The sequence below is a fragment of the Acinetobacter sp. B-6 genome, from assembly GCF_056930735.1.
Window position 1 is genome coordinate 60,490 of the sequence record NZ_JBXPBY010000017.1, and the last position, 13,599, is coordinate 74,088.

General features: G+C 39.1%; 10 protein-coding genes, 1 tRNA gene and 1 pseudogene. 7 read left to right on the plus strand and 5 right to left on the minus strand.

All coding sequences use genetic code 11. The features are described from left to right. Positions 1 to 269: 269 nt before the first annotated feature. The 3 genes from greA to carA all read right to left on the minus strand — a co-directional run bounded on the left by greA (position 270) and on the right by carA (position 5,241). Positions 270 to 746 (minus strand): transcription elongation factor GreA, encoded by a 477-nt coding sequence (gene greA / locus AC1Z3T_RS18130; RefSeq protein WP_004829465.1) that lies wholly within the window; start codon positions 744 to 746, stop codon positions 270 to 272. Positions 747 to 838: 92 nt separating this feature from the next. Further along, positions 839 to 4,072, minus strand: a complete 3,234-nt coding sequence (gene carB / locus AC1Z3T_RS18135; RefSeq protein ID WP_009586339.1) for a carbamoyl-phosphate synthase large subunit — start codon at positions 4,070 to 4,072, stop codon at positions 839 to 841. Positions 4,073 to 4,086: 14 nt separating this feature from the next. Continuing rightward, positions 4,087 to 5,241 carry a glutamine-hydrolyzing carbamoyl-phosphate synthase small subunit gene (gene carA / locus AC1Z3T_RS18140; protein WP_009586352.1) on the minus strand — a complete coding sequence of 385 codons (1,155 nt, stop codon included), beginning with the start codon at positions 5,239 to 5,241 and terminating at the stop codon, positions 4,087 to 4,089. Between the two features lie 319 nt (positions 5,242 to 5,560). On the opposite strand from carA, the gene AC1Z3T_RS18145 reads away from it, so the two are divergent. Then, complete coding sequence (locus AC1Z3T_RS18145) at positions 5,561 to 6,025, plus strand: hypothetical protein (protein ID WP_004829462.1); 465 nt, start codon at positions 5,561 to 5,563, stop codon at positions 6,023 to 6,025. A 94-nt stretch (positions 6,026 to 6,119) separates the two neighbouring features. Here the strand turns inward: AC1Z3T_RS18145 and AC1Z3T_RS18150 are convergent, their stop codons facing one another. Both AC1Z3T_RS18150 and yhbY read right to left on the minus strand, forming a co-directional pair. Next, entirely contained in the window at positions 6,120 to 6,659 is a 540-nt protein-coding gene (locus AC1Z3T_RS18150) for a DOMON-like domain-containing protein (RefSeq protein ID WP_004829461.1), read from the minus strand. A gap of 11 nt (positions 6,660 to 6,670) precedes the next feature. Continuing rightward, positions 6,671 to 6,994 carry a ribosome assembly RNA-binding protein YhbY gene (yhbY, locus tag AC1Z3T_RS18155; RefSeq protein ID WP_004829460.1) on the minus strand — a complete coding sequence of 108 codons (324 nt, stop codon included), beginning with the start codon at positions 6,992 to 6,994 and terminating at the stop codon, positions 6,671 to 6,673. Positions 6,995 to 7,192: 198 nt separating this feature from the next. Here yhbY and rlmE point away from each other — a divergent pair, with 198 nt between their 5' ends. From rlmE to AC1Z3T_RS18185, 6 genes and pseudogenes are all read left to right on the plus strand, one after another. Continuing rightward, complete coding sequence (gene rlmE, locus AC1Z3T_RS18160; RefSeq protein ID WP_004829459.1) at positions 7,193 to 7,843, plus strand: 23S rRNA (uridine(2552)-2'-O)-methyltransferase RlmE; 651 nt, start codon at positions 7,193 to 7,195, stop codon at positions 7,841 to 7,843. A gap of 179 nt (positions 7,844 to 8,022) precedes the next feature. Beyond that, positions 8,023 to 9,912 (plus strand): ATP-dependent zinc metalloprotease FtsH, encoded by a 1,890-nt coding sequence (gene ftsH, locus AC1Z3T_RS18165; protein ID WP_004829458.1) that lies wholly within the window; start codon positions 8,023 to 8,025, stop codon positions 9,910 to 9,912. A 129-nt stretch (positions 9,913 to 10,041) separates the two neighbouring features. Next, positions 10,042 to 10,896, plus strand: coding sequence for a dihydropteroate synthase (gene folP, locus AC1Z3T_RS18170; protein ID WP_100885700.1), 855 nt, complete (start codon positions 10,042 to 10,044; stop codon positions 10,894 to 10,896). Between the two features lie 196 nt (positions 10,897 to 11,092). Further along, positions 11,093 to 11,407 carry a DUF5713 family protein gene (locus AC1Z3T_RS18175; protein ID WP_004829456.1) on the plus strand — a complete coding sequence of 105 codons (315 nt, stop codon included), beginning with the start codon at positions 11,093 to 11,095 and terminating at the stop codon, positions 11,405 to 11,407. A 331-nt stretch (positions 11,408 to 11,738) separates the two neighbouring features. Then, a tRNA-Met gene (locus AC1Z3T_RS18180) sits at positions 11,739 to 11,815 on the plus strand. Positions 11,816 to 12,379: 564 nt separating this feature from the next. Beyond that, positions 12,380 to 13,455: pseudogene (locus AC1Z3T_RS18185) on the plus strand (IS3 family transposase). Positions 13,456 to 13,599: the final 144 nt, after the last annotated feature.

The following is a 13,599-nucleotide window of genomic DNA, read 5'->3' on the forward strand; positions in this document are numbered from 1 at the left end:
TTTGTTAAAAACTCATCCAGGAAAATATAATTTATCCTGAGTGAAAAGATTAAAAAATTATAATATATAATTGAAAAATATATATTTTATTTTTTTTGTTTTAGCTCTAAAGTGTAAATTGATTTGCGCAAGCGATGCCTTCTTTACAATTGCATTTGAAGATTAGTTTTTGACAGGTTGTTTGAATTATTGTTGTTGTAGAATCAAATATTATTCTGGAAAAGAAAAAGGGCTGAATAATCAGCCCTCAATATGATGAGTAGTTTTACTTAGATATACTCAACACTGACCACTTCATATTCGACTTCGCCTTGAGGCGTGACGATTTTTACTTCATCGCCTTCATTTTTACCTAAAAGACCACGTGCGATAGGAGAGTTCACTGAGATTTTATTAATTTTAAAATCTGCTTCATCATCACCTACAATCTTATAGGTTTTCTTTTCTTCAGTATCTAAGTTTTCAATCGTAACTGTTACACCAAAAACAACACGACCTGTTTGCTCAAGTTCTTTTACATCGATCACTTGGCAAGCACCGAGTTTACCTTCAATGTCTTGGATACGACCTTCACAGAAACCTTGTTGTTCACGTGCTGCGTGGTATTCTGCGTTTTCTTTTAAATCCCCATGTTCACGAGCTTCTGCAATTGCAGCAGTAATACGTGGACGATCAACAGATTTCAACTGTTGTAATTCTTTCTCTAAGGCAACCTTGCCTTCGGGAGTCATAGGATAACGTTGCATTGTTGTCCCTCAGTTTCGTATTTAAAAAAATACTGGTTTAGAAATGAAAAAAGCCCGCCACCGATAAGGTGACGGGACTTATCGGAAACGAATTAACCTAGTGTTTGCAAATCTTGCAAGCGATATACATCCATTGGCAATTGAATTGCTAAAGCTTGGCATACAGCATCAGCACCATTCAAGGTTGTTGTGTAATACACTTTACCTTGGAGTGCAGAGCGACGGATTGAGAATGAATCCTGCTGAGCTTGTTTGCCTTCAGTGGTATTGATAATGAGGTGAATCTCGCCATTTTTCAAGCGGTCAACAATATTAGGACGACCTTCTGTGACTTTGTTCACACGTTCACATTCAATACCAGCGTCTTTAATGACATCATAAGTACCGCCAGTTGCGATAATTTTGAAGCCTAAATCCACCAATTGTTTCGCAATACCTGGTGCACGAGGTTTGTCTGAATCACGTACTGAAATAAATACATGTTTCACTTCACCTTCAGTCGGCTTTCCTGGTAAACGATCATTAGAGCCTAACACAGCTTTGTAGAAAGCTTCACCAAAAGTTTTACCAACACCCATAACTTCACCAGTAGATTTCATCTCTGGTCCAAGAATTGGATCAACACCTGGGAATTTATTGAATGGGAATACTGCTTCTTTTACTGCAAAATGAGTTGGGATAATTTCTTTTGTGAATCCTTGAGATTCTAAAGATTGACCCGCCATACAACGTGCAGCAACTTTTGCTAACGATTCACCAATACATTTCGATACAAATGGTACTGTACGAGATGCACGTGGGTTAACTTCAAGAATATAAACATCGTTGCCTTTTACAGCAAATTGAACGTTCATCAAACCAATAACGCCAAGCTCTTTCGCCATAGCCACTGTTTGACGACGCATTTCGTCCTGAATCTCTTGAGAAAGAGAGTAAGGTGGAATCGAACATGCTGAGTCACCAGAGTGAATACCTGCTTGTTCGATATGCTGCATAATTCCACCAATCACAACATCTTTACCGTCAGATACGCAGTCAACATCAACTTCTGTCGCATCATCAAGGAAGTGATCGAGTAATACAGGTGCTTCGTTAGATGCTTGAACCGCATCACGTAAGTAGCGCTTAAGTTCATCGTCATTGTAGACGATTTCCATTGCACGACCACCAAGCACATAAGAAGGACGTACCACCAATGGATAACCCACTTTAGATGCTTCAGCCATACCTTCTTCAGCAGATTTTACAATGCTGTTGCTTGGTTGGCGAAGATTCAAACGTTGAATCATTTGTTGGAAACGTTCACGGTCTTCTGCACGATCAATTGCATCAGGAGATGTACCAATAATTGGAGCCCCAGCTTCTTCCAAAGCACGTGCCAATTTCAATGGTGTTTGACCGCCATACTGTACAATGATGCCTTTTGGCTTTTCAGTACGCACGATTTCAAGTACGTCTTCCAGTGTGATTGGTTCAAAGTACAAACGGTCAGAAGTATCATAGTCTGTTGAAACAGTTTCTGGGTTACAGTTGACCATGATGGTTTCATAACCATCTTCACGCATAGCAAGCGCAGCATGTACACAGCAGTAATCGAATTCAATACCTTGACCAATTCGGTTAGGACCACCACCGATGACCATAATCTTGTCTTTGCTAGACGGATTAGATTCACATTCTTCATCATAAGTTGAATACATATAGGCTGTATCTGATTCAAACTCAGCAGCACAGGTATCAACACGTTTGTAAACTGGATATACACCCAAGTTCCAACGATGCTTACGGAATTGCTTTTGCGAAATACCCATTAAGTTTGCGATACGCAAATCAGATAAACCTTTACGCTTAAATGAACGGATATTGTCAGCGTTTAAGTCACCAAAACCTAAAGTTTTAATTTGTTCTTCAGTCTTGATGATGTCTTCGATTTGGATCAAGAACCAACGATCAATATTGGTTGCAGCGAAAACTTCTTCTAGAGTAAAGCCATGACGGAAGGCATCAGCAACATACCAAATACGATCTGGACCAGGTACTTTAAGCTCAACTAAGATTTTATCTTTTGCGCCTTCTGTACCCACAGCGATTTGTTCATCGAAACCACAAGTACCGACTTCAAGACCACGTAATGCTTTCTGTACAGACTCTTGGAAGTTACGACCAATCGCCATCACTTCGCCCACCGACTTCATCTGTGTTGTCAATGTTGCGTCAGCTTGTGGGAATTTCTCGAAGTTGAAACGAGGAATTTTAGTCACTACATAGTCAATTGCAGGCTCGAATGATGCAGGTGTAGTACCGCCAGTGATGTCATTTTTCAATTCATCAAGGGTATAACCGACTGCAAGTTTCGCTGCAATTTTTGCAATAGGGAAACCTGTTGCTTTAGATGCAAGAGCCGAAGAGCGAGATACGCGAGGGTTCATCTCGATCACGACCATACGACCGTCTTTCGGATTAATACCGAATTGAACGTTTGAACCGCCGGTTTCTACACCAATTTCACGAAGTACCGCTAAAGACGCATTACGGAGTAATTGGAACTCTTTATCAGTCAGTGTTTGTGCAGGCGCAACAGTGATTGAGTCACCTGTATGGACACCCATTGGGTCAAAGTTTTCAATGGTACAAACAATGATACAGTTGTCGTTTTTGTCACGCACAACTTCCATTTCGTACTCTTTCCAACCAATCAATGATTCATCGATCAACAATTGTTTAGTTGGCGAAAGATCGAAACCACGCTCACAAATTTCAATAAATTCTTCTTTGTTGTAAGCAATACCGCCACCTGAACCACCCATCGTAAATGATGGACGAATGATGACAGGGAAACCAAAACGCGCTTGAATTTCAAGTGCATGTTCCATACTTTCAGCAACATCGGCACGAGGACATTCTAAACCGATCTTACGCATTGCGATGTCGAACAATTTACGGTCTTCAGCTTTTTCAATCGCTTCTTTGGTTGCACCGATTAATTCAACATTATATTTTTTTAAGATACCGTTGGCATCAAGTGCAAGTGCACAGTTCAATGCCGTTTGACCACCCATAGTTGGAAGAACAGCATCTGGGCGTTCTTTCTCAATGATCGCAGCTACAGTCTGCCACGTAATCGGTTCAATATACGTTGCATCTGCCATTGTTGGATCAGTCATAATGGTGGCTGGGTTAGAGTTCACCAAAATAACACGATAGCCTTCTTCACGAAGGGCTTTACATGCTTGTGCACCTGAGTAATCGAACTCACATGCTTGTCCGATGACAATCGGACCCGCACCAATAATTAAGATACTTTTAATGTCTGTACGTTTAGCCATGGTCGCTTCCTTAATTACTTCTTAGATGCTTCAATAAGTTCGATGAAATGATCGAACAATGGGGCACAGTCATGTGGACCAGGGCTTGCTTCAGGGTGACCTTGGAAGCTAAACGCAGGTTTATCTGTACGATGAATCCCTTGTAGAGTTTGATCGAATAAAGATTTATGCGTTGCTTTAAGATTTGCAGGTAAAGTTTCTGCATCTACAGCGAAGCCATGGTTTTGAGAAGTAATCATCACTGTACCGTGGTATTGACTTTGGTCATCGATGTTTTGTACAGGATGGTTTGCACCATGGTGACCATGCGGCATTTTTACTGTTTTAGCACCAGATGCTAAAGCAAGAATTTGGTGACCTAAACAAATACCAAATACAGGCAGGTTTGTAGTTTCAACAATAGTCTTCACAGCTTCAATCGCATAATCACATGCTGCTGGATCGCCAGGACCATTTGAAAGGAACACACCATCTGGATTAAGTGCGAGCACTTTTTCAGCAGGGGTTTGAGCAGGAACCACAGTCAACTTACAACCGCGATCTACAAGCATACGTAAGATGTTGGTTTTGACACCATAATCGTATGCAACTACATGAAATTTAGTTTCAGGTTGAGAGAAGCCTTTGCCTAATGTCCATGAACCTTCAGTCCATTCAAAACCTTCAGGATCGCAACATTCTTTAGCAAGGTCTAAACCGTTTAAGCCACCAAAGGCACGTGCTTGAGCAATTGCTTCTTCTTCAGTGATGTTTTCACCTGCAAGAATACAACCGTTCTGTGCACCTTTGTCACGTAAGATTCGTGTTAATTTTCGTGTATCAATATCAGCAATGGCAACGACGTTATGTTGTTTTAAATATTCGCCAAGAGATTGATTTGCGCGGAAATTGCTGTGTAATAAAGGAAGGTCACGAATGATGAGACCATTCGCCCAGACTTTATGAATTCGACCTGATTCAGTGTCTTCTTCATTACAACCAGTATTACCGATATGAGGATAAGTTAAAGTTACAAGTTGCTGTGCATAACTTGGATCAGTCAAAATTTCTTGATAACCAGTCATGGCAGTGTTAAAAACGACTTCACCAGTCGTACTTCCCGTAGCGCCGATCGATGTACCTTTAAAAACAGTACCGTCAGCAAGGGCTAAAATGGCGGGGGTGCTCAAACCATAGCTCCTGAACTAAAACCACAAAAATAGGGCTGTAAAAAAGCGAGTAGACGAAAAAAAAGGAAGGCTAATTAAATCCTACCCTCCTCATGTCTGCTCGCTTATAACTTAACAGCGCATTATACGCATGAACTGATTAAAAGTCCATTTTATTTAGGTGGATATTGTGAGATAAATGCCTTGCTATTTTTTACTAGTTCTGCTTTTCATATGAATTTTTTGAAATTGTAAGTATTTAATAATTGTCAGACAAATCAAAATCTAAAATTTATTTCTTCACGCTATCTTATTGTTTCGTATTCTAGGGGGAATCAATATGACGATATCTAAAGAAAGTGTGACTGAAAAAGTAACAAAAGATACAGCAGCTTTGAAAGAGGTTGTAGCTGAAACTGCGGAAAATTTAGAGAAACTGGGCAAAGATGCGCAGCAAAAAGTCTCTCAAGCTGTGGCGGATACTCAGAAAAAACTGGAAGCTGAAACAGAGCAACTGAATGAACAGGTTCAAGATCAAGTCCAAAACTTCAAACAAGATTTGGTACAACGTCTTGATGTAATCAAAACCCAATTTTCTACTTCACAAAAAGACTTGGTTGAATTAGCTGATTTCTTAAAATCGGAATTAAGCCTTTTGGTGAAAGAGTTGACTGAAGTAGGTAAAGAAATTCGTGAAGATGTTTCACAAATTTCCTCTAAGCATAAAGTTCAGCTCACTGAAACACTAAAACGTTCTAAAGAGCATACGTTGGAAGTTTGGCATAAAGTTACGACAAAGCAATAAGTTGTTGTTTGGGCTGTAAATAAGCAACTATACCTAAATAAAAAGTGAGGCAAATGCCTCACTTTTTATTTAAAAGACAATTCAACAGTGACGATTAAAAGGTATGTAACCAGTCGCGTTTGTTGTGAAAGTCAGCTTGCTGTCCGCTATGCTGCATGGCGAAGAAGTGTTGACCTTGTGTGGTATTCAAAACAGCACTGAGTCCTATAAATAGATCAGACCACTTGAGTTTATGTGCAAGCATAAACTCAGTCAGATCTAAACTCACATTTAATCCATAATGTGTACGCTTAAGCTGATTTAATTCAATATCGTATGCAACTACAGGAGGCATATTCTCAGGATAGCGATATTCTTCAAATTGATAGGCTTGCCAAGCTTGAGAAGGGGAGAGGTTAACTTCTCGATATTGATCTTCGCCCTGCACGCCAATAAAAATTTCAAAACAGGTATTTTCCCAAAGAAAATCTTGACGCGGATGTGCTGTAACAGGTTCAGGGTATACAATAAATTGATTGGGATCTCTTAACCAATAACCTACATTTAAGGTGTAGGGATTGACCTGCTCAATCGCACCCACTAAAGAGATACTTTGAAAACGACGATCAAAAGCATTCAGTTCGTAACTTGCCATGAAAATAAATCTTAATTAGAAAGATGAGCGTGACGAACCAAATTAGAGAGTTTTTGATTTTGTTTGGCTGCTTTTTTGTAAAGCAAAGCAATTTTACCGATGGTTTGCACCACTTCTGCGCCAGTTGTTTCAGCTATTTCAGTGATGGTTGCTGTGCGTGCTTCGCGATCTTCGCCCGCAATTTTAACTTTAATTAACTCATGATCATTTAAAGCACGGTTTAATTCTTCAACGACACTTTCAGTCAAGCCTTTATCACCAAGCATTACAACTGGATTTAATGCATGTCCGATTTGACGTAAACGTTTACGTTCTTGGATAGATAGAGTCGCCATAAAAAATAACCTGATTTTAAAAACGACTTAGTATAACAAAAGCCATATCGCTGCGCTGTAAATTCTGTAGAAATATTCGATGAAGCTTATTCAAAAAAACATATCAATATCTATCGATTTTAATCCATATGTATACTGCAATGAGAATATTTTTCACGTACAATCACAAGTTAGTTATCTGTTTAGATCAAGAGAGTTATGGCTACACGCATTACCAACCAGAAGTTATCCAAAAGTAGTCGTGCGTGGATGAGAGAGCATTTAGATGATCCTTTTGTGAAAAAAGCACAAAAAGAAGGCTATCGTGCTCGCGCAGCATATAAACTTCTTGAAATTCAAGAAAAATATAAAATGATTAAACCCGGAATGACTGTAGTTGACTTGGGAGCTGCACCAGGAAGCTGGTCGCAAATCGCAGGAAAACTGGTCGGTGATAAGGGTTTAGTGATTGCTTCAGACATTTTGGAAATGGACGCTTTACCAGATGTTACTTTTTTACAAGGTGACTTTAGAGAAGAAGAAGTTTTCGAAAAATTGTTAAATATTTTAAATGGACGCACTGTAGACGTTGTAATTTCAGATATGGCCCCCAATACATCAGGTAATAGGGCTGTAGATCAACCTCGCCAGATTTATTTGTGTGAACTTGCGTTAGATTTTGCCAATAAAGTTTTAGGACCTAAAGGGCAATTTGTAGTTAAGGTTTTCCAAGGCAGTGGATTTGATGAGTTCCGAAAGCAAGTCGTGGACAGTTTTGATGTATTGAAAACAGCAAAACCTGCTGCTTCACGTGCACGTTCAAAAGAAGTTTTTTTAATTGGACAGGGTCGTAAAAAAGTTTCGCAATAGCGGGCATTTTTAAGGTATGTTCGTAGTTCGTAATGAATTGCCAACAAATGCTTGCCAAGTTGTTAAAAATTGTGCATTTTGTACCTTTTTAATCTTTATTGCGAAATTCATTACTCGCTTTTTGTTACGATCAAGCATGATTGAGCCTGATCAAAATAGTTATATATGGGAATAAAGCTTTGAGCGATTACTTCAAAAATGCCGTATTGTGGCTGGTCATACTGGGTGTGCTGATCTTAATCTTCAGCAATCTCAGTGACCGCAGTAAGCCTTCTGCGATGAATTATTCTGAATTCGTCACAGCGGTGAATGCTGGTCAAATTAGTAAAGTCACAATTGATGGTGAAAGAATAAGCGGCGAAAAAAAGAACGGTTCGAACTTTGAAAGTATTCGCCCAGCAGTTCAAGATCCTGAACTGATGCCTACACTCATCAAAAATAACGTTGTTGTTGAAGGTACTGCACCTCAACGTCAAGGTTTGTTGATGCAACTTCTCATTGCAAGTTTCCCTGTACTCTTAATTATTTTATTGTTCATGTTCTTCATGCGTAACATGGGCGGTGGTGCAGGCGGTAAAAATGGTCCAATGAGTTTTGGGAAATCGAAGGCAAAAATGCTTTCGGAAGACCAAATCAAAGTAACATTTGTTGATGTTGCAGGTTGTGATGAAGCGAAACAAGAAGTTGTTGAAATCGTAGATTTCTTAAAAGACCCTGCAAAATTCAAACGCTTAGGAGCAACAATTCCTAAAGGCGTGTTGATGGTTGGTCCTCCAGGTACAGGTAAAACTTTACTTGCGAAAGCGATTGCGGGTGAAGCAAAAGTTCCTTTCTTTAGCATCTCTGGTTCTGATTTCGTTGAAATGTTTGTAGGTGTGGGCGCTTCGCGTGTACGTGATATGTTTGAACAAGCGAAACGTCATGCACCATGTATCATCTTTATTGATGAGATTGATGCTGTTGGTCGTCATCGTGGTTCAGGTACTGGTGGTGGTCATGATGAGCGTGAGCAAACATTAAACCAGATGTTGGTTGAAATGGATGGTTTCGAAGGTAACGAAGGTATTATCGTTATTGCTGCAACCAACCGTGCCGACGTACTTGATAAAGCATTGTTACGTCCTGGACGTTTTGACCGTCAAGTGATGGTGGGTCTTCCTGACATCAAAGGTCGTGAACAGATTTTGGCAGTGCATTTGAAGAAACTTCCATCTGTGACAGGTGTTGATCTTAAAGTACTTGCACGTGGTACACCGGGCTTCTCTGGTGCGCAATTGGCAAACCTTGTCAATGAAGCAGCATTATTTGCTGCACGTCGCAATAAGAACACTGTCGATATGCATGACTTTGAAGATGCTAAAGACAAGATCTATATGGGACCTGAGCGTAAGTCGATGGTAATTCGTGAAGAAGAACGTCGTGCGACCGCTTATCATGAAGCAGGTCATGCGATTGTAGCAGAAATTCTTCCGGGTACAGACCCAGTACATAAAGTAACCATTATGCCGCGTGGTTGGGCGCTTGGTGTGACTTGGCAGCTGCCAGAACATGACCAAACCAGCCATTACAAGTCTAAGATGTTGAATGAACTTTCTATCTTATTCGGTGGTCGTATTGCAGAAGAAGTATTCATTAACCAGATGTCGACAGGTGCTTCTAACGACTTTGAACGTGCAACTAAAATGGCACGTGCAATGGTTACCAAGTACGGTATGTCTGACAAAATGGGTGTGATGGTTTACGAAGATGAAAACCAAAATGGTTTCTTTGGAAACGTAGGTAGTCGCACTATTTCTGAAGCAACTCAACAACAAGTTGACCAAGAAGTACGTCGTATTCTTGATGAACAGTACAAAGTTGCACGTGATATTCTTGAAAATAATAAAGATATTGCGCATGCAATGGTGAAAGCCTTGATGGAATGGGAAACTATTGATCGTGATCAAATCCGTGACATCATGGAAGGTCGTGAGCCGCAACCACCTAAGGTTTATGTTGCTGATAATCCAGTGATTGATGTGACGCCTACAGATGGTCCGTCAACTCCGCCACCATTACCGGCAACCTGATTGGAATAAATCAAAAAGAGTCTCATACGAGGCTCTTTTTTTATGCAAATACAATTTATTATTAAAAGAATTTATCTTGAAATGGAGTGTAATTGTTAAACTAATGCAAATTAATCATGGAGAAGCGACATGCAATTGGTGTCACTGCCGAATAAAATTTTGCGTTGCGGGCGTTTGAGTTTAGATCTATCAAAAGCGCATGTCATGGGGATACTGAATGTAACTCCAGATTCTTTTAGTGATGGTGGGCTACATAATCAAAAAGATCAAGCCATTGCATATGCTAGACAAATGATTGATGCAGGTGCAACTGTGATTGATGTCGGTGGTGAATCTACACGACCTGGTGCATCAACTGTAGCAATCACTGAGGAAATCCAACGCGTCATTCCTGTAATTGCTGAGCTTGCCCAATATGACGTGGTGATATCGGTTGATACTTCGCAACCAGAAGTGATTCGTGAAGCAGTCAAGGTCGGCGCACATATTTGGAATGATGTAAGAGCATTAACTCGTCCAAATGCATTGCAAACAGCTGCAGAACTAGATATTCCTGTGATTATTATGCATATGCGTGGTGAACCAACAACCATGAACCAACTGGACCAATATCAGGATGTAACTCTGGATGTAATTAAGGAACTTCAACAACGTGTCGATCAAGCGATACAATCAGGAGTTAAGCCTGAAAACATCATGATTGATCCCGGTTTTGGTTTTGCTAAAAATGCGCAACAGAACTTAAAATTATTGAATGAGTTTTATAAATTAAACGCAATGGGATATCCCATTTTATCCGCCTTATCACGTAAGCGTTTTATTGGAGAGGCTTTAGGTGGAGCAGATGCTCAAAATCGTGCGATAGGTAGTGTCGCTGCGCATTTGATGAGTATTCAGCAAGGTGCATGTATGGTACGTGCACATGATGTGAAAGCAATGTCAGACGCCATTCAAATTTGGCAGGCAATGCGTACCGCGATTTAGCGATAGGTGTTTTAAATTGAATTTGATTGGATCAAACGATCTTTCTTCAAAGATATAAGTATGACGATTGAAGCGCATTTCTCTCTCTAATCAGAAAAGTGATATAAAAAATAGCATTAAGGTCGCAAGTAGATTTGGTGAATTGTATGGTTTGTGTTATATAAGCGCGTGAATTGCTGTTTTATTTTAGGTTGCTATGTTTAACGATCTACTTCTCCCAATGTTCGATGATGAATATTATCCCGATATTCTAGTTGCCGAAATAAAGCAACTCATTGAACAATTTGCTAAAAAGGTGGCTAAAACCAGTTTTAGCGATGCTGAAATTTATTCTTTGGCAAATCTGACTGTGACTGAAATTAATGAAATGAAGCCTCAGTTTGAAGACTTAGACTCCTCACTGGATGATACTGCAGCAGATTATATTGCTGAAGCGTTGATGATGGTGATACAGGATCAAGGTTATCTTGATCTTGAAATGGAAGAGCTGGTTGCAAATAGAGAGTGGTAAACACTCTCTTTTTTATTGCAAGATTTGAATCTTGGAAACATTAAAATTCGATAGTTGCTATAGTGCTCTATGATTATAAAATTAGTTTGGGTCTTATTTTATTCAAACATCTTCATCTATAAAAAATTAAATCTTTAATTTAGCGACGATTAAAATATTGTAGGTAGATTACAGGATAATTTTATCGCTTGAATATGCTAATTTTCTGATAAAAACATAAATATGTATTAATTTTAAACATTTAAATATCAATTGTTTAAAGTGTGAGCATTAGTTTATTTAAGTGCTTGACGTAGGGTGTATAACTTTAGATAATGCGCACACAGTTTATGGCTATGTAGCTCAGTTGGTTAGAGCACCGCACTCATAATGCGGGGGTCACAGGTTCAAGTCCCGTCATAGCCACCATTTTTATAGACCATGCTCACCGCATGGTCTCTTTTTTTGTGTCCTCAAATTTTTTAGCGCGAAACCCTATGTCGAGCACATGAGTTTAAAAAATTTGTGTGATCAGGCTGAATTAAATCAAACATTATTTTAATAAAGCTTGAAATGTTTATAACGAAAACAAGAGAACTGAAATTGTTACATGAGGATGTTCAATTTATCCAACACATCGTAGTTATATATTAGCCTTTTACCAATGTATGTGTCGTGATGGTTTTTTAAATAAGGGCAAGCTTTATCAACCATGAAATTTCTAGTGCTACATATACATATCCTCAATCTGTTGAAAGCAGTTACAGTAAAATATAATTTGCTTTGACTCACAAAATCCATGATATGAAAATGTTGTTTGATGATATTAAGCTTTTATTAATGTAATGTGAATTCGATACAATTAAATCTTCAACTCATTGAAAGATAATAAATCTATGTGGATTTTTTCTGGATTTTCATCCGGTAATCCCCCCTCAAAATAATTGAACTCAAAAGTAGAAAATCGAATAATCCTGTTCAAGGAGATTTTTTATGAAAACATCTAAATATTCAGACAGCTTAATCATGAGTATTTTAAAACAAGCTGAATCAGGAACACCTTTGCCTAACTTATGCCGTGAACATGGAATGAGTTCCGCTACATTTTATAAATGGAAAGCGAAATATGGAGGTATGGATATTTCAATGATGACACGACTTAAAGAATTAGAAGCTGAAAATGCTCGTCTGAAACGTATGTATGCTGACGAACGCCTTAAAGCAGATATTCTTCAGGATGCACTGTCAAAGAAGTTATAAAGCCTGCACAACGTAAATCTCTTGCTCAGCGAGCCGTTGAACAATTTAAGATTTCAGTGAGTAAAGCCTGCCTCATCTTTCAACTTAGTCAAACCTGTTATCGTTATAAAGCTCAATTAGATGAGCAAAATAAGATGATTGCAGACTGGCTACTGAAGCTCACCAACGAGAATAAGACTTGGGGCTTTCAGCTTTGCTTCTTGTACCTACGTAATGTCAAAGGCTACTCATGGAATCATAAACGTGTTTATCGAATTTATAAGGAGCTTGAGCTTAACCTACGAATTAAACCCAACAAACGCATTCAGCGAATAAAGCCTGAACCGCTTACAGTTCCATCGGCACCAAATGAATCGTAGTCAATGGACTTTATGCATGACCAACTGAGTGATGGTCGCAGTTACCGAATCCACAATGTTATTGATGATTATAACCGTGAAGCATTGAATATATTGGTTGATTTTTCTTTGCCAGCTCAACGAGTACTGAGGGGATTGGATCAATTAATTGCATGGCGAGGTAAGCCAAAGCGTATTCGTAGTGATAATGGACCCGAATATGTTAGTGATTTGATGGAAGCATGGTGTACTCAACATGGAATTGAGCATGTATTTACCCAACCAGGACATCCACAACAGAATGCTTATGTCGAACGCTTCAACAGGACAGTTAGATATGAATGTTTGAATCAATATTTATTTCGAGAGCTTGAAGAAGTTGAAGACTATACAACGATATGGCAACACTTTTATAATCATGAACGACCACATATGTCAGTTGATGGTAAACCACCTAAATTTAAACAATGATAAGGGCTTTGGTTTTCTACTTATTAAATCAATTAAAAATGGGAGTATTACCATCCGATTTTGGATGAGGAGCGGAGCTCCGCAAGGGCTCGCCATACTTGTTTTGGTATGAGGAGCGAAGCTCCGTAAGCGCAACCATCAATA